Origin of the sequence: Acidovorax sp. SUPP2539 (assembly GCF_030158975.1) — a bacterium.
In the GTDB taxonomy this organism is placed as follows: domain Bacteria; phylum Pseudomonadota; class Gammaproteobacteria; order Burkholderiales; family Burkholderiaceae_C; genus Paracidovorax.
The window spans coordinates 283,842-299,786 of record NZ_BQXJ01000003.1 but is presented as its reverse complement, the minus strand read 5'-3'; the positions used below and the strand labels follow the sequence as shown (position 1 = coordinate 299,786).

At 67.4% G+C, this 15,945-nt stretch carries 15 protein-coding genes; 8 read left to right on the top strand and 7 right to left on the bottom strand.

Annotated features, from left to right (window positions below):
• Positions 1–13 precede the first annotated feature (13 nt).
• On the bottom strand, positions 14–952 hold the full coding sequence (locus AVTE2539_RS12665; protein WP_272569615.1) for an isopenicillin N synthase family dioxygenase: 939 nt from the start codon (positions 950–952) through the stop codon (positions 14–16).
• A gap of 679 nt (positions 953–1,631) precedes the next feature.
• Here AVTE2539_RS12665 and AVTE2539_RS12660 point away from each other — a divergent pair.
• From AVTE2539_RS12660 to AVTE2539_RS12640, 5 genes are all read left to right on the top strand, one after another.
• Entirely contained in the window at positions 1,632–2,660 is a 1,029-nt protein-coding gene (locus AVTE2539_RS12660; protein ID WP_284411066.1) for an ABC transporter substrate-binding protein, read from the top strand.
• 16 nt (positions 2,661–2,676) lie between these two features.
• Positions 2,677–3,201, top strand: coding sequence for a nucleoside deaminase (locus tag AVTE2539_RS12655; protein ID WP_284411065.1), 525 nt, complete (start codon positions 2,677–2,679; stop codon positions 3,199–3,201).
• An 88-nt stretch (positions 3,202–3,289) separates the two neighbouring features.
• A complete protein-coding gene (locus AVTE2539_RS12650) occupies positions 3,290–4,120 on the top strand; it encodes an urease accessory protein UreD (RefSeq protein ID WP_284411063.1) in 831 nt (276 codons plus the stop codon).
• 176 nt (positions 4,121–4,296) lie between these two features.
• A complete protein-coding gene (locus AVTE2539_RS12645; protein WP_284411061.1) occupies positions 4,297–4,800 on the top strand; it encodes a tlde1 domain-containing protein in 504 nt (167 codons plus the stop codon).
• Entirely contained in the window at positions 4,797–5,183 is a 387-nt protein-coding gene (locus AVTE2539_RS12640) for a hypothetical protein (RefSeq protein WP_284411060.1), read from the top strand. Before AVTE2539_RS12645 ends, AVTE2539_RS12640 begins: the two co-directional genes overlap by 4 nt.
• A 34-nt stretch (positions 5,184–5,217) precedes the next feature.
• Here the strand turns inward: AVTE2539_RS12640 and AVTE2539_RS12635 are convergent, their stop codons facing one another.
• The gene (locus AVTE2539_RS12635; protein WP_284411059.1) at positions 5,218–6,048 is read right to left on the bottom strand and encodes an SDR family oxidoreductase; all 831 of its coding nucleotides are present in this window, start codon (positions 6,046–6,048) and stop codon (positions 5,218–5,220) included.
• Positions 6,049–6,216: 168 nt separating this feature from the next.
• Complete coding sequence (locus AVTE2539_RS12630; RefSeq protein WP_272569612.1) at positions 6,217–7,092, bottom strand: DMT family transporter; 876 nt, start codon at positions 7,090–7,092, stop codon at positions 6,217–6,219.
• A gap of 188 nt (positions 7,093–7,280) precedes the next feature.
• Here AVTE2539_RS12630 and AVTE2539_RS12625 point away from each other — a divergent pair, with 188 nt between their 5' ends.
• Genes AVTE2539_RS12625 through AVTE2539_RS12615 form a run of 3 tightly spaced genes read left to right on the top strand, consistent with a single transcriptional unit; the run spans position 7,281 to position 9,212 of the window.
• Positions 7,281–8,426: a DUF6402 family protein gene (locus tag AVTE2539_RS12625; RefSeq protein ID WP_349817206.1), complete on the top strand. Its 1,146-nt coding sequence runs from the start codon at positions 7,281–7,283 to the stop codon at positions 8,424–8,426.
• A complete protein-coding gene (locus AVTE2539_RS12620; RefSeq protein ID WP_284411056.1) occupies positions 8,420–8,824 on the top strand; it encodes a hypothetical protein in 405 nt (134 codons plus the stop codon). The genes AVTE2539_RS12625 and AVTE2539_RS12620 overlap by 7 nt, the downstream gene beginning before the upstream one ends.
• The gene (locus tag AVTE2539_RS12615; RefSeq protein WP_284411054.1) at positions 8,805–9,212 is read left to right on the top strand and encodes a hypothetical protein; all 408 of its coding nucleotides are present in this window, start codon (positions 8,805–8,807) and stop codon (positions 9,210–9,212) included. Before AVTE2539_RS12620 ends, AVTE2539_RS12615 begins: the two co-directional genes overlap by 20 nt.
• Positions 9,213–9,274: 62 nt before the next feature.
• On the opposite strand, the gene AVTE2539_RS12610 is transcribed toward AVTE2539_RS12615, so the two are convergent.
• From AVTE2539_RS12610 to tfpB, 4 genes are all read right to left on the bottom strand, one after another.
• Entirely contained in the window at positions 9,275–11,650 is a 2,376-nt protein-coding gene (locus AVTE2539_RS12610) for a hypothetical protein (protein ID WP_284411052.1), read from the bottom strand.
• A gap of 155 nt (positions 11,651–11,805) precedes the next feature.
• The gene (locus tag AVTE2539_RS12605; protein WP_284396834.1) at positions 11,806–13,317 is read right to left on the bottom strand and encodes a tripartite tricarboxylate transporter permease; all 1,512 of its coding nucleotides are present in this window, start codon (positions 13,315–13,317) and stop codon (positions 11,806–11,808) included.
• A gap of 18 nt (positions 13,318–13,335) precedes the next feature.
• The gene (locus tag AVTE2539_RS12600; protein ID WP_284405161.1) at positions 13,336–13,824 is read right to left on the bottom strand and encodes a tripartite tricarboxylate transporter TctB family protein; all 489 of its coding nucleotides are present in this window, start codon (positions 13,822–13,824) and stop codon (positions 13,336–13,338) included.
• Between the two features lie 231 nt (positions 13,825–14,055).
• On the bottom strand, positions 14,056–15,849 hold the full coding sequence (tfpB, locus tag AVTE2539_RS12595; RefSeq protein WP_284411050.1) for a type IV pilus assembly ATPase TfpB: 1,794 nt from the start codon (positions 15,847–15,849) through the stop codon (positions 14,056–14,058).
• Between the last annotated feature and the right edge of the window lie 96 nt (positions 15,850–15,945).

The window sequence follows — 15,945 nt, the reverse complement described above, 5'->3', positions numbered from 1 at the left end:
CACGCCGGCGCGCTCAGTACTTCGCGAAATTCGCCGTGATGCGCTGGCGCAGGTAGTCGCCCGCGGTGATCGGCGGGTACTTGCGGCCCGGGCCTTCCACCACGGCATCCTCGTTCGCCTGGCAGAAGAACGCCAGGCTGTAGCGCGCACCCTGGTATTCGTGCGGCAGCGGATTGCGCACGCGGTGGAAGTTGCTGGGCAACTGGTCGTCGCTCCAGCGCGTCAGCATGTCGCCGATGTTGCAGGTGATGACGCCTTCGGCCGGCTCCACGCTGGTCCACTGGCGGCTCTCCATCTCCTTGCCGGGCAGCACCTGCAGCCCGCCCTGGCCCGGGCGCTGGAACAGCAGCGTGAGGCAGTCGAAATCCGTGTGCGCGCCCGCGCGCCACAGGCCCAGTTCGTCCTTGAGCGCCGGGTCCACGGCGAAGTAGTGGAGCATGCGCAGGGTGCTCTGGTAGGCCGCGCTCGACGGGTCGTGCGCGCGGGTGAAGAAGTCCGGATCGAAACCCAGCCGGTCCGCGAAGCACGACAGCAGCTGCATGCCCACGTGCCAGCACTGCGCCTCGAAGCGCAAGGTGGCTTCCTGGAATCCCGGCAGCTCGGCCTCGCTGGGCCACAGGCCAGCCATGCGCGGCCGGGTGACCTGGTAGGACTCCTTCTGGTCCGGCGTGCGCGTGGACGGGCGCACCTGCGCCTTGTGCTCCCAGCCGGCATTGCGCGCCAGGGGCCACTGCGCCTTGGTCTCGCGCGGCAGATCGAAGAACGCCTGGGCGCGCGCGAACGCGTTGCGGATGTCCTGCACCGGAATGCCGTGGCCGGTGACCTGGAAGAAGCCGATCTCGACCGAGGCGCTCCACAGCTGCTCGGCGATCTCGGCCTTGCGGTGTTCGAAGTCGGACAGGTCGATGCGCCGGATTTCGCGGGCGCTGGTTTCCGCGCCCATGCCGCCCATGCGGGCTTCCTTTTCCAGTTCGCCGCGCACATCGGCGGTGGCGTCTGCGGGATCGGCAGGGGAGATGGCGGGATGATTGGCGGTGCTCTGCTGCATGGCGGGTTTCCTCGTCGGATGAACCAAGGCCCATGGCGGACACGGCCAGGCAGGCACGCGCCACGGGGCTCTTGAAGGGGACAAAGGCGGCGACCGGCGGCACGCATTCGCCAGGACGGCAACGGCGCGCCGGCGGCCACCACCGGCTTCAAGAGCAATGACCCGCCGATGGGGCCCGCACGGGGCAGGCCATCGGGCTGAACGCTTCTACTCTTGCGGGGCGTGCAAGCAAATCGCAGGCCAATCCGTGCGCAGCGGGTGGACCAGCGCTGCGGCGCCGCGGCAGCACGGGCCGCCGCGCCGCGCCTCACCGCAACGGGGACCGCCACGCACCACCCGTGTGCCCGCCCCGCCGGAAATGCACCAGCGGCGACACGCCTCCGCCGCACCACACACGCCCACACCCTGAGCCGACTCCAACGGCGTCGTGCAGGCACGCTTCATGCAACGCCGCCTCCGAGTAGAAGCGTTCAGCCCGGCCCGTTCCCCACGGCGCCGTTGCCCGGAAATTGCTCAGTTCGCACCGATGCACGGCGCAGATGCGCCGTGGCCGGCTGTCATCCCCGAACCTGGAGCCACCGCCATGCAACGCCGCCGATTCCTCGCCACCTCCGCCACCACCCTCCTGTCCGCCACCCTGGCCGCGCCCGCCGTGCACGCCCAGGGCAAGGCCACCACAGCGCTCAAGTTCACCCTCGACTTCCGCGTGACCAGCCAGACCGCGCCGTTCTTCCTGGCCGCCGCCAACGGCTACTACAAGGACGAAGGGCTGGACGTGGGCATCGACGTGGGCTCGGGCTCCGTGGCCTCGATCACGCGCGTGGCCAGTGGGGCCTACGACCTGGGGCTGGGCGACATCAGCGCGCTCGCCGAGTTCCACGCGCAGAACGCCGACGCGCCGGTGCAGGCCATCTACCAGTACTACAACCGCGCGCCCTTCGTCATCATCGGCCGCAAGGACCGCGGCGTGACCACCGACTTCCAGTCGCTCAAGGGCAAGCGCGTGGCCGCCGCCGCCGTGGAATCCACGCGCCGCAGCTGGCCCATGGTGGCGCGCCAGCTCAACACCAGCCCCGACCTGTTCCAGTGGGTGACCACCGACTTCAGCGCGCGCGACAACGTGATGGTGCGCGGCGACGTGGACGCGGCCACCTACTTCCACGACTCAGCCGTGTCCCTGTTCGCCCGCATGCCGCCGCAGGACCTGGCCGTGCTCGAGTACGGCAAGACCGGGCTCAACCTCTACGGCAACGCCATCCTGGCCGGCCGGCTGCTGCAGGAGCGGCCCGAAGTGGCGCGGGCCTTCCTGCGCGCCACGAACCGGGCGCTGCGCGAGACGCTCTCCAACCCCGATGCGGCGATGGCCGCCATCAAGGCGCGCGAGCCCATCCTGAACATGGACATGGAACGCGCCCGCTGGGCCATCACGCGGCAATACCTCGCCACGGCCGAAACGCAGGCCATCGGCCTGGGCGGCGTGAACCCCGAGGTGCTCGCGCGGCAGATCGACGAGATTGCCACCACCTTCGGCCTGGCCCGCAAGCCGGCGGCCGAGCGCGTGTTCAACCCGGCGTTCCTGCCCGCTGCGGCCGACCGCAAGGTGCCGGCCTGAAAGCGGAGACCGCCCGATGAACATGCCTGCCTCCCCCACTTGCGAACTGCCCGAGGAAGTCCCCCTCGCCCCGCGCGACGGCCTGTACCTGCGCCGCGCCATCGCCCTCGCCGACCAGGCCCGCGCGCGCGGCAACCGACCGTTCGGCGCCGTCATCGTGGGTGCGGACGACCGCATCCTGGCCGAGGCCTGGAACGCCAACGGCGAAACGGGCGACTGCACCGCGCATGCCGAGACCTCGGCCGTGCGGCTGGCCAGCCCGCACCATCCGCGCGAGGCCTTCGCGCAGGCCACGCTGTATTCGTCCGGCGAGCCCTGCGTGATGTGCGCCGGCGCGATCTTCTGGGCCAACATCGGGCGCGTGGTGTACGGCATCGACGCCGTGCGGCTGCGCGCCTTTCGCGGCGAGCGGCTGGACCAGCGCGACGCCGAGCTGTCGTGCCGCGACGTGTTCGCGGCCTCGTCCCATGCCATCGAATGCATCGGCCCGGCGCTGATCGAGGAGTCCTCGGCCTCGCACCGGGGCGCATGGAAAGCCTGAAGCCCATCCCCTGCGCCCGGTCGGCATCGAATCGGCCCGATGCCGGCGGATATCATGCCGGTCTAGCTCACGATTTGATAGCAACCGCATGACCTGGCACGCCCACCTGCAACTGGACTACCGCCGAGAGGCCGAGCGCACGGTGGCGCGCTTCGAACACGGCGGCCCGCTGCGCATCCTGCAAAGCCTGTACCCCGAAGGCGATGCGGTGTGCCACAACGTGCTGGTGCATCCGCCCGGCGGGCTGGTGGGGGGCGACACGCTGGACATCCGCACCACCGTCGCGGCCGGCGCGCACGGCCTGGTCACCACCCCCGGCGCCACGCGCTTTTACCGATCCACCGGTGCCCCCGCGCTGCAGCGCACGCACGCCGTGCTGGCGCCCGGCGCGCGGCTCGAATGGCTGCCGCTCGAAGCCCTTTGCTACAACGCCTGCCAGGCCGAGAACCGGCTCACGCTGGAGGTGGCCCCGGGCGCCGAATGCCTGGGCTGGGACGTCACCGCGCTCGGGCTGCCCCACGCAGGGCAACCATTCGAATCGGGCCGCTTCACCCAGCACATCGAGGTGCCGGGCGTGTGGCTGGAGCGCGGCCGCATCGACTCGACGGACCGGCTGCTGCTCGACGGCCCGCTGGGCCTGGCGGGGCACCGCTGCATGGCGTCGGTCTTCTTCATCGCCGGCGAGGCCCTGACTCGGGAGCGGCGCGAAGGCGCGCTGGACGCCGCCCGCGCCGCCATCGACGGGCACCCGCTGGCCGCCACGGCCGGCGCCACCAGCCCCCATCCGAACGTGGTGGTGGTGCGGGTGCTCGCGCCCGTGGTGGAGCCCGCCATGGGCCTGCTGCAGGCCGTGTGGGCGGCCTGGCGTGCACAGTGCTGGGGCATGGCGGCGCAGCGGCCGCGCACCTGGTCGGTGTAGCGCGCCAGCGGGCGCACGTTCGGTGTGCGGCGTGCGATACGTCCCGACACCCGGCATTACAAAAACGCACGGGGCACGGCAGAACCCCCTCCTAGAATCGGCCGGCCGCGCTGAACCCGGGCGCCCTGCCCGTTGCGCATGCTCCTTTTGCGCGGCGCCAACCCTTTCACCCCGCCATGTCCGATCCCTACGCCCTGGAGCGCAGCCGACCCCACGCCCCCGGATGCCTGCAATCGAAAATCGCACTGCAATTCGACGGAAAAGTCCTGCGCGGCACGGGCACGCAATCCGTCCTCGCGCTGCCCGCCGTGTCCGGCAAGCCCAAGAACGGCCACTTCGACTACTCCACCGAATGGCAGAAGACCCGAAACGCCGGGCCCATCCCCGAAGGGGACTACTGGATCCAGCCGTCCGAGATGTGGGCCAACAACTGGCTCAAGAACCTGTACCGCTCGCCACGCGCGGCCTGGGGCAACTTCCGGCTGACCATCCACCCCTATCCCGACACCGAGACCTACGGGCGCGGCGGCTTCTTCATCCACGGCGGCTCGACGCCGGGCAGCGCCGGCTGCATCGACCTGACCGTGCACATCGACAAGTTCGTCGAGAAGCTCAAGAGCGAACTGGGGGGCCTGCACGAATGCTACATCCCGCTCACCGTCCGCTACCCGGCCGAATGAAGGCCCGCACCACCGCCCTCCTTGCCCTGGCGCTGATGCCGGGCCTCGCCCTGGCCGAAGTCAGCGACAAGACGCCGGCCCTCTGGCACATCTGGGCCGTGGCCCTGGGCGCCTCCGCCGTGTGCATGGCGGGCATGGCCTGGCGGCGGTGGCTGGGCGCGGCGCTGGCGGTGGTGCCCGCGCTGTGGTTCGCCGGGCTGCTGCTGGAGATCCACTCCACCGACGTCGGGCCCTACCTGTATGCCGAGCAGGGCTGGAGCTACTACCTGCAGGCGTACCTGGCGCTCGCGGTGTTCCTCGCCAGCCTGGTGCTTGGCCTGCGCCTGGGCGAGCGGCGGCGAAGGGCATCCGGCGCGGCGGCCGGGGCCCAGTCGCGGACTTGAAGGGCCTGCCGCCCCCAAGGCGGCCCTCTTCGCGTCAGAACGTGCCCGGAAACGCCCCGCCGTCGGCCAGCACGTTCTGCCCCGTCAGGTAGCCCGCCTGCACGCTGCACAGGAACGCGCAGATCGCCCCGAATTCCTGCGGCGTGCCGTAGCGGCCGGCCGGAATGGCCGCCTGGTGTGCGCGGCGCACATCGTCTTCGCTCTTGCCGGTCTTCTGGACGGTCGCCTGGATGTTGGCCGACAGGCGATCGGTGTCGAACTTGCCCGGCAGCAGGTTGTTGATCGTCACGCCCTTCGCCGCAATGGAGCTGCGCGAGGCGCCCGCCACGAAGCCCGTGAGGCCGCTGCGCGCGCCGTTGGACAGGCCCAGGATGTCGATGGGCGCCTTCACCGCGCTCGACGTGATGTTGACGATGCGCCCGAAGCCCCGTGCCGCCATGCCGTCCACCGTGGCCTTGATCAGCTCGATCGGCGTGAGCATGTTGGCATCCACCGCCTTGATCCAGGCATCGCGGTCCCAGTCGCGGAAGTCGCCCGGCGGCGGACCGCCCGCGTTGGTGACCACGATGTCGAACGCCGCCCCGGGCCCGCCCTCCACCGACAGCGCGGCGGCCCGGCCCTCGGGCGTGGTGATGTCCGCCGCCACGGCCAGCACCACCGGCTGCGGGTGCTTGTGCGCCAGCGTGGCCGACTCGTTGGCCGCCGCGGCCAGCAACTGCGCCGCGGCCTGTTCCAGCGCCTCGGCGTTGCGGGCGTTGATCACCACGTTCACGCCCTCGCGCACCAGCGCCTCGGCGCAGCCATACCCCAATCCCTTGCTGGCGCCGCACACCAACGCCCATTTACCGGCAATACCCAGGTCCATAGTCTCCTTTCACGGCCGGCGCGCCCGGCCCGTTGCGAATCACACCAAGAGGTACCGAAGGCGCCCTGCTCCCGGTGCGCCAGCGATCGAAGGACCATGATACGAAGCGCCGCGCGCCAGCGCCGGGCAAGGGGAATGCCCTGCGCCATGCACCGGCCCGGCAGGGCCTCAGCCCGCGGGCTTGCGCGCCGCCATGCGGGTGAAGACGAAGATGCCCGTGAGCACCAGCGCCGTGCCCGAAGCCACCCACAGCGTGAACGGCTCGTCCAGCAGCCACACCCCCATCAGGATCGTGGACAGCGGCCCCACCATGCCGGCCTGCGCGGCCAGGCCCGCACCCACACGCTCGATGGCCATCATCACCAGCAGCACCGGCACCGCCGTGCACAGCGTGGCGTTCAGCAACGACAGCCACAGCACCTCGGGCGCCACCACCGCCGCGCCCAGCGGCCGCAGCACTGCGAACTGCAGCAGGCAGCACACACACGCCACCGTGGTCGCCAGGCCCACCAGGCGCAGCGAGCCGATGCGCTTGACCATCTCGCCGCTGTACACCAGGTAGACCGCATAGCTCACGGCCGACAGGAACACCAGCAGCACCCCCCAGGCCACGTACGCGCCCTGCAGGCCCGCCTCGTGCCCGAACACCAGCACCACGCCGCAGTAACTGATTGCCATGCCCAGCATCTGCCCCCAGCGGATGCTGCGGCGATACAGCACCCAGCCCAGCACCACCACCAGGGTCGGGTTGAGGTACAGGATCAGCCGCTCCAGGCTGGCGCTGATGTACGCCAGCCCGGCGAAGTCGAGAAAGCTCGCCAGATAGTAGCCCGTGAACCCCAGCCAGGCCACGCCCGCCCAGTCGCGGCGCGTGAGCGGCGCCTTGCCCCGGCTGGCCCACCACGCCATGGCCGCGAAGATCGGCAGCGCGAACAGCATGCGGTACATGATGAGCGTGACCGCGTCCACGCCGTGACGATAGGCCAGCTTGACGATGATGGCCTTGCCGCTGAAGGCGATGGCGCCGACCAGGGCGAGCGCCATGCCGGCGGCCACGCCGGCATTCGGCGCGGGCAAAGGCCCCGAGGGCTGCACTGGAACGGAAGCGGACGCTTCGACGGCAGGGGCCGTGGAGCGCGCGGTATCGGGGGGTGTGGACTGCTGCATGGATTCGGCGGGTTGGGCAGCCCGGTGCGTTGGCCGGGTGCGCATTCATTCAGTGTCGCACGCAGGTGGCGGCACAGCCATCGGCCCTGTGCGCGGCCCGCCCCGCGATCGGCGATACCGGCGAAGTCGCAGTGCTTTGCGGCGGCATTGCGGGCGGTGCGGGATGGCTCCTCGAGCACCAAGATAATTTGCTTAACGGTTACGCATTGCAACCCATCCATACAGCAACGCTGGTGGAGTCAAGCCATTTTTTCGCCATAATCCGCCCCGTTCACGCAAGCCTCAGCGTGACTGAAAAACAAGGGGAGTCAGGGTCAATGGTCGATCTTCTGAAGGCGCCGCAGGAAGCCCTGCGGTCCGTGCTCGGGCGCAAGAATGCGCCGCAATATGCCACCCGCCTGTTCCAGTTGCGGGACATTCCATCGGTGATGCGCTCGCGCTTGGGGTGGCCGGTGGCGGCGGCGTTGATGGAGCGGTGGTTCAACGGTGCGGCGTACCAGATGACCCCGCAAGTCAAAGGCAGCGTGGCAGGTCAGCGTTTGAGTTATTTGCCCTCGACGCAGCTTGACGAGAATACCGTCTCCATGGCGTGGGCTTTAGGCTTTGCGCGTGTGCAGGCTGCAATGGCCCGTTTGCAAGCGAAATGGGCGAGCCCGGCAGGAATTGCGCAATTGAAAGACCGTGTAAAACAGGAGAGTCGTGGACGCAGTCACCAATGCTGGCGTTTTGGCAACTTGGCCCAGCCCGCCAAAATACTCGAAGACACCTGTCAGGTGAATTACCTGGCTTTCGGCCAGTGGAGCGATCCCATGGATGACTTCTATGGTGCCATGGGCGAAGCGCAGATCAACGTGGCAGCGTCTGGAATGGTGACCCCTCAAGGCATGGGCAGAGCGACCATCGAAATCAATGAACTGGGCTTTTATCTGCGCGATGCCTACGATTTCAACGATGGCCAATCGTTCATTTCACAACCGCTGGGCTGCTGGGGCTTCAATGGCGTGGAATGTGGCGTTCGTACCCAGTGGAGCGTGCCGCTCGGAGAAGTGCTGGTGGACGAATCCCCTGCTGCCGTTCAGGGCTACAAGTACGTCGTTCAAAACAAGGACTTTCGCGATTGGCGGGCCAAGCACCAAAGGGGAGGCGACTTCATGGTGTTATCGGATGTGCGCCGGGTGCGGCTGCCATTCCCGCAAAAAATTTCATGGTGACTGGAATGCCAATGGCTTGGAAATATCGAAAAAAATGGCTCTGGCTTTTGATCGTTCCGTTGGGTTGCGGTCTTTGGTACGGCTCCCAACCCAAACTGTTCCACAGTGCGATCAGCCCACGCAACGTCTATCGTTTGGAATATTACGAAGCCTCGTTACTGCAAAGCCTCATTCACCCTAATTTCAAGATGCCGTCATTCGTGCGTCTGTATCGGATCGCACCCGAAACGCTGCTCGGGGAAAGCGATGTAGTGGACCTCTGGATCAACGGCCAGTTGTATTGGTACCTCAACCCGCCCATGAACAAGGTGCGTGTAGGGCGCGACGTGGTGTTCGAGAACATTCCGCCGGAGTGCGTTGACTGTCCGCCGCTGACCGATGCCGAAATCATGCCCTGAGAAGAAAAAATACCGGGTTCTTCTAAAACGGGCTGCTCTCGCGATTGCCTTGATCGTCGGGGGCTGGTACTTCGTTACTCCAACCTACGATCGAAGTCACTACAGCCCCCGCCGTGTGTACCGGTTGGACTACTACGAAGCCTCCTGGCTTCAACGTTTAACGCACATGGACATGCGTTATCCCCACGTGATTCGGCTTTATCGCGTAGAGCCGAGGACACTGTTGGGCACCAGCGATGTAGTGGACCTCTGGATCAACGGCCAGTTGTATTGGTACCTCAACCCGCCCATGAACAAGGTGCGTGTAGGGCGCGACGTGGTGTTCGAGAACATTCCACCGGAGTGCGCTGACTGTCCACCGCTGACCGATGCCGAAATCATGCCTTGACGCATTGCAGCACCGGTGCCTTCATCCCACACGGCCTGCGCTCAACCGTTCTCCGACTCTGCTCAGTTCACCACCTTGACGTCGGCTGGAATCGATTGGTTCCATTGGAGCGATGGCGGCTCGCCAGTGCCGCTCCGATTGCCGCGCAAGAGCGTGTCGCGCATCGCGCTGGCGTTCTGCAGACGCAGCGCTGGGACAACATTGTGCTCGACCAGCGAATTGCCGATCGAATCCCAGAGCTCGATCGAGCCCTGTGCCTGGTCCACGAAAGTATTTCGGCGAACGATGTTGGTCTGCGTGATGCGGTCCGTGTACCAGACGTCGTTGCCCACGCCGGCCGGATTGCCGCCGTGCACTTCCAGAACGCCTGCGTACCGGATGGTGTTACCCAGGATCTGGTGGTGCCAGCCGGGAATCATCCCTCGGCCCATTTCGTAGATACCGGTGGACTGGACCAGGGCACTATCGGCCCCGCCGGCCACGCCGAGGCGGTTGTTCGCCTGCACCACGTCGGCCGAGGGATAGAAGCTGTTTTGCCCTCCGTTCACGTGATAGTCGTTGTTGACGAACAGCATGCGGCCGAGCGTGCTCACCACGCTGATGACCGAGGTGCCGTCGGGATCCACCGTCCAGGGTCTGTCGAGCACCAATGTGCGGTTGTCGAGTGCTCGAAGCACATACCGCATCTGCCCGGCACCCTGCCCCGACAGGACCATCGCGGAAAAGCCGGGTGCCGAGTTCGGATCTCTCAGGTCGCCGTCCAGCGTGAGCGTCGTGCCTGAAGCGGCGACGGCATGGCCGAAGAAGATGCCGTTGCCTTCATCGAGCGTGAGCCCCCAGACAGAGTCCGAAGGGGGCCGGTCCGTTTCGCTCCGGTTGCGGGCGTAGTAGACATCGGACGACGGCGCTGCGAAAGACCGTTCTGCCGCGCCCCTCGGCGCCTCCAGCGCCATTTGCCGGAAGGTGTTGTTCGTGATGACGGCGTTCTGCGCGAAGTGGTTGAAGCGCAGCGCCTCGTGGTACCACGTGAACGTGTTGTCCGTCACGGTGACGGCAAACACGTTGCCGTTGAACTGCACCGGGTAGCCCGCACGGATGTCGTTGCCACGCACCAGCACATTGGACATCTTGGCGGCGAAGATGCCGTTGGCATCGTTGGGCTTGCCATCGCCCAGGTCGATCTTCACGTTGACGACGTAGGGGGTCGAGACGCTGTCGGCAAGCGCCATGTGGTTGAACCGGATCGCATCGCCCTGGGTCATCAGCGGAGCGATGATCGACAGGCCCTCGACGCCGTACACGGCTTCGCCATAGTCGTAGTTGAAGCCGCCCTGGCTCAGTGCCAGGCCCTTTCCTGCCAACAGGGGGCCGTCCGTGGCCGCGGGAAAATACAGTTCCGTGACACCCATGCCCTGGCCTCTCACGCGCACATGGTTCGGAATGCGCAATCCGAACCCCTGCGCATAGAGGCTGGACAGCGTGTAGCGGCCCGCCTGTAGCGCGATGGTGCCGCCTGCGGCGGCACACGCGAAAGCGTCGGTGAAGCTTTTGTCATCCGGCTGGCCGTTTCCCCGGGGAGGGGGCACGGTGCATTCGGCCAGGGGCCAATCGACGCGCCGGGCGATCTGGATGGCATCGACCCCGGCAGGCCCCTGGGAACGGTCCGGGCCCGCACCGAAGCCGGAAAAGCGCTTCCATGCACCGGGGCCACCCCATCCGTTGTGGAAGTACAGCCGATACGCGCCGGGTTCGACCCAGGCCGGCACGTTGAAGCTGGCGGTGAAGGCGGCTTCCGCGGGCTCGACAGGCTCGGCCTGCAAGGTCGTCACCAACCGATCGTCCTTCACCAGCGCAATGACGGGCGTATTGCCGGAGGACGACAGGCCTCCCAGCGCCGTGCCGAACACGCTCAGCCGGCCGCCGGGGCTCGCCGCCGCGCCCATGTCCCCCTGCACGAACCAGACATCGGGGGCATTCACCTGAGCGATCGGGCCGGTCGTTCCATTGGCGAGGATGCGGTATTCGTAGACCCCCGCGCCCTGGTTTGGCGGCACGAACTTCACCGATTGGGCCGTGGCCTGCAGCGGCACGATGTCGACCCAGGCACCGCCGCTGCTCTGTTCACCGGCCAGTGGATTGCCAAGTGGCAGGTCGTCCAGGCGCCGGGCCTGGACCGTGGCGCCCGGCGCGGCGTTGGCGGCGCTCACCACCACGGTGTCGTTGGGGGCCACCGGCTGCGAGGCCCAAAGGCCGACGGGGCGAGTTTCGCTGGCCGCTACCGTGGCCTTTGCGCTGGAAGCCGTGGCGATGGCAGACGCGCCGGATCGGATGGATGCGGCCCCTGCCGCCGAGGTCTGCGACCACCCGGTTTCGCACACGATCAACAAGGTGGCAGCACAGGCCGCACCCACGGCAGTACGTGGCATCGATCGCGTCATGGGTCTTTTTCCTGAAGCTGCCGGTTTGGCGGATCGATGCTAGCGAGACCCAGGCATCGCCGGGAAAGTGTTGTGTATCCATCGGTTGCCCCCAAGAAAAACGGCACCCGAAGGTGCCGTCGTTCTCAATCGTGAGAGGGTACCCAGCCCGAGGGTCAGTCCTCGACGAAGGCTTCCTCGCGCTTGTTCTTCACGGCTGGCAGCAGCACGATGATGAGGAGCAGCACGGCGGCAGCCAGCAGGCCGGCGGAGATGGGTCGCGTCACGAACACGCTCCAGTCGCCGCGCGACAGCAGCAGGGCGCGGCGCAGGTTTTCTTCCATCATCGGGCCCAGGATGAACCCGAGCAGCAGCGGCGCGGGTTCGGTGCCCAGCTTGTGGAACAGGTAGCCGATGAAGCCGAAGATACCGACCAGCCACACGTCGAACGTGTTGTTGTTCGTGCCGTACACGCCCACCGCGCAGAACAGCACGATGGAGGGGAACAGCCAACGGTAAGGCACGGTCAACAGCTTGATCCACAGGCCGATCAGCGGCAGGTTCAGGATGATCAGCATCGCGTTGCCGAGCCACATCGAGGCGATCAGGCCCCAGAAGAGTTCGGGGTTGCTCGTCATCACCTGAGGGCCAGGCTGGATGTTGTGGATCGTCATGGCACCCACCATCAGCGCCATCACGGCGTTGGGCGGAATGCCCAGCGTCAGCAGCGGGATGAAGGAGGTCTGCGCGCCGGCGTTGTTGGCCGACTCGGGGGCCGCCACACCGCGGATGTTGCCCTTGCCGAAAGGAACTTCGCCGGGTTGCAGCTTGGTCTTCTTTTCGATGGTGTAGGCCGCGAAGGCCGCCAGCAGCGCGCCGCCGCCGGGCAGGATACCGAGGGCCGAGCCGAGGGCCGTGCCGCGCAGCACGGCGGGGATCATGCGCTTGAAGTCTTCCTTGGTCGGCATGAGGCCGTGCACCTTGGCGGTGAACACCTCGCGGTCGTCTTCGGGCTTGGACAGGTTGGCGATGATTTCGCCGTAGCCGAACACGCCCATGGCGATCACGACGAAGTTGATGCCGTCGGTCAGTTCAGGGATGTCGAAGCTGTAGCGGGCGACGCCCGAGTTCACGTCGGTGCCCACCAGGCCCAGCAGCAGGCCCAGCACGATCATGGCGACCGCCTTGAGCAGCGAGCCCGAGGCCAGCACCACGGCGCCGATCAGGCCCAGCACCATCAGCGAGAAGTATTCGGCGGGGCCGAACTTGAAGGCGACTTCGGTCAGCGGCGGCGCGAAGGCGGCCAGGATCAGCGTGCCCACGCAGCCGGCGAAGAACGAGCCCAGGCCGGCGGCTGCCAGCGCGGGACCCGCCCGGCCCTTGCGCGCCATCTGGTAGCCGTCGATCACGGTCACCACCGAGGACGATTCGCCCGGCAGGTTCACCAGGATGGCAGTGGTCGATCCGCCGTATTGCGCGCCGTAGTAGATGCCGGCCAGCATGATCAGCGCGGCCACCGGGGGCAGCGCATAAGTGGCGGGCAGCAGCATGGCGATGGTGGCCACGGGCCCGATGCCCGGCAGCACGCCGATCAGCGTGCCCAGCAGGCAGCCGATGAAGCAGTAGATGAGGTTCTGAAACGTGAAGGCGACGCCGAAGCCAGTCGCCAGGTTGTCAAACAATTCCATGGTTTTCGATGCTCCTGCTCAACCCGAAATGAAACTGGGCCACACAGGGAACTGCAGCTTCAGCGCCCACACGAAAGCCACGTAGCTGCCCACCGCCAGGACCGTGGCGAGGATGAACACCTCCTTGGCACTGAAGGTGTCGCCGGCCAGGCTGGCGATGAACACCAGCGCGTAGATCGCGACGATCAGGCCCATGGCCGGCACGCCGAACGAGGGCAAGCCCGCCAGCAGCACGCCGAACGCGAAGTTCGAGGCCAGGATGAAGAACAGCTGCTTCCACGCCCACTTGCCGACCTTGTCGCCATCCACGCTCTCCACCACCGTGGCGTAGAACGTGATCGCCACGCCGAGGATGGCGAGCAGGATGCCCAGGATCAGGGGGAAGTAGCCGGGGCCCATGCGGGCGCCGTTGCCGATGTTGTAGTTGGAGGCACCGACCGCGAAGGCCACGCCCACACCCATGAACATGAGGCCCGAAAAGAAATCTTTCTGGCTCTTGATTTTCACGAAAACGTCTCCTTACAAGAACTTGACGGGCGATTGTGCAGTCCGGTCCACTCGGGATCGATGTGGATTCCACCTATCCAGCGCCTAGGGAAAACCGCAGGGTGGCGCCTCAGAAAAAGCCGCGCCGGAGCACTACGGCAGAGCGTCCGCAGGCGGTGGATGAAGGGCCCGGCACGGCTCGGACAACGCGCGCGCAGCCGCCCCCGCCGGGGCCGCGCGCGGCGACACGGCCTACTCCATCGGCGGCGTGGCCGCCATCACTTCTTCCAGCGTGGTGATGCCTTCGGCCACCCTCAGCGCGCCGGCCAGGCGCAGCGGGCGCATGCCATCCTGCACGGCCTGGCGGCGCAGCACGTCGATGGAGGGCGCCTGGTTGATGCGGTCCTTGAGCGCCTCGCTCACGGTGAGCAGTTCGTACAGGCCCATGCGGCCATGGAAGCCCGTCATGCGGCAGTCCACGCAGCCCACGGGTTTGTAGGGCTGGTAGCCGCCGTTGAGCTTCCACGGCTTGACCACGGCGGCCAGCGCCTCGGCCGAGGCCGCCTCGTCCTTTTGCTTGCACTGCTTGCACAGCGTGCGCACCAGCCGCTGCGCCAGGATGCCCAGCAGCGTGGCATTGATGAGGTAGGGCGGCACGCCCAGCTCCATGAGCCGCGTGACGGCGCTGGGCGCATCGTTGGTGTGCAGCGTGCTGAACACCAGGTGGCCGGTGAGCGCGGCCTGCACGGCCATGTCGGCGGTGGCGAGGTCGCGGATCTCGCCCACCATGATGATGTCCGGGTCCTGCCGCATCAGCGCGCGCAGGCCTTCGGCGAAGTTGAAGTCGAGCTGCGGCTGCACCTGGGTCTGGTTGAAGCTGGGCTCGATCATTTCGATCGGGTCTTCCACCGTGCTCACGTTGACCTCTTCGGTCGCCACGCGCTTGAGCGTGGAGTACAGCGTGGTGGTCTTGCCCGAGCCCGTGGGCCCGGTCACCAGGATGATGCCGTGCGGGCGCTTGACCAGCGCCTCCCAGCGCGTGGCGTCGTGCTGCGCGAAGCCCAGCGCGTCCAGGTCCTTGACGGCGTTGTCGGGGTCGAAGATGCGCATCACCATCTTCTCGCCGAAGGCCGTGGGCAGCGTGGACAGGCGCATTTCCACCTCGTCGCCGCGCGGGTTGCGGGTCTTGATGCGGCCGTCCTGAGGGCGGCGCTTTTCCACCACGTCCATGCGCCCGAGCAGCTTCACGCGCGAGACCATCGCGTTGAGCACGCCCATGGGCATCTGGTAGACCGGGTGCAGCACGCCGTCGATGCGAAAGCGGATCACGCCCTGCTCGCGGCGCGGCTCCAGGTGGATGTCGCTCGCGCGCTGGTCGAAGGCGTACTGCCACAGCCAGTCCACCACCTTGACCACACCCTGGTCGTTGGCATCGAGCTGCTTGTTGCTCTTGCCCAGTTCCACCAGTTGCTCGAAGCTGCTGCCCGCCGAGGCCCCGCCGGCCTTCTGCGCGGCGCGCACCGACTTGGCCAGCGCGAAGAACTCGGCGGTGAAGCGCTGGATGTCCTGCGGGTTGGCGACCACGCGGCGCACCGAGCGGCGCGCCTGGCGCTCCACCTCGGCCACCCAGTCGTCGATGAAGGGTTCGGCCGTGGCGATCACCACCTCCTTGGGCGTGACCTGCACGGGCAGCACCTTGTGGCGCTCGGCGTAGCTGGCGCTCATGGTGTCGGCCACGCGGCCCACGTCCACCTTCAGCGGGTCGATGCGCAGGTAGGCCAGGCCGCTGCGCTGCGCCAGGTACTGCGTGAGCGCCTCGGCATCGAGCGGGCGGCCGTCGCTCGCGCGGGCCATGGCCACGTTGGCCAGGCGCACCAGCGGGTGCTGGCGGCTTTCGGCCTGCGAGCAGCGGGCGATGGTGCGGGCGGCCTCCTCGGCCGAGATCACGCCATCGGCCCGCAGCCAGTCCACCAGCCGGCGCCACTCCAGCGGCCCGGTATAGGCAGGGGGCTTCGTCGGGGTGTCGGTGGGGGTGGCGGTGCTCATGGGCGGGCCTCGTTCAAAGGAGAGGAAGGGCGAGCGCAGCGGTACGGCGGCTGCTGCAGCAGCACGCACCACGGTGGAAGGCCGAAGCGGCCCGCG

Coding starts and splice junctions, on each gene's coding strand:
- AVTE2539_RS12665 (WP_272569615.1), bottom strand. CDS start 952: ATGGGCGGCATGGGCGCGGAAACCAGCGCCCGCGAAATCCGGCGCATC.
- AVTE2539_RS12660 (WP_284411066.1), top strand. CDS start 1,632: ATGCAACGCCGCCGATTCCTCGCCACCTCCGCCACCACCCTCCTGTCC.
- AVTE2539_RS12655 (WP_284411065.1), top strand. CDS start 2,677: ATGAACATGCCTGCCTCCCCCACTTGCGAACTGCCCGAGGAAGTCCCC.
- AVTE2539_RS12650 (WP_284411063.1), top strand. CDS start 3,290: ATGACCTGGCACGCCCACCTGCAACTGGACTACCGCCGAGAGGCCGAG.
- AVTE2539_RS12645 (WP_284411061.1), top strand. CDS start 4,297: ATGTCCGATCCCTACGCCCTGGAGCGCAGCCGACCCCACGCCCCCGGA.
- AVTE2539_RS12640 (WP_284411060.1), top strand. CDS start 4,797: ATGAAGGCCCGCACCACCGCCCTCCTTGCCCTGGCGCTGATGCCGGGC.
- AVTE2539_RS12635 (WP_284411059.1), bottom strand. CDS start 6,048: ATGGACCTGGGTATTGCCGGTAAATGGGCGTTGGTGTGCGGCGCCAGC.
- AVTE2539_RS12630 (WP_272569612.1), bottom strand. CDS start 7,092: ATGGCGCTCGCCCTGGTCGGCGCCATCGCCTTCAGCGGCAAGGCCATC.
- AVTE2539_RS12620 (WP_284411056.1), top strand. CDS start 8,420: ATGGTGACTGGAATGCCAATGGCTTGGAAATATCGAAAAAAATGGCTC.
- AVTE2539_RS12615 (WP_284411054.1), top strand. CDS start 8,805: ATGCCGAAATCATGCCCTGAGAAGAAAAAATACCGGGTTCTTCTAAAA.
- AVTE2539_RS12610 (WP_284411052.1), bottom strand. CDS start 11,650: ATGACGCGATCGATGCCACGTACTGCCGTGGGTGCGGCCTGTGCTGCC.
- AVTE2539_RS12605 (WP_284396834.1), bottom strand. CDS start 13,317: ATGGAATTGTTTGACAACCTGGCGACTGGCTTCGGCGTCGCCTTCACG.
- tfpB (WP_284411050.1), bottom strand. CDS start 15,849: ATGAGCACCGCCACCCCCACCGACACCCCGACGAAGCCCCCTGCCTAT.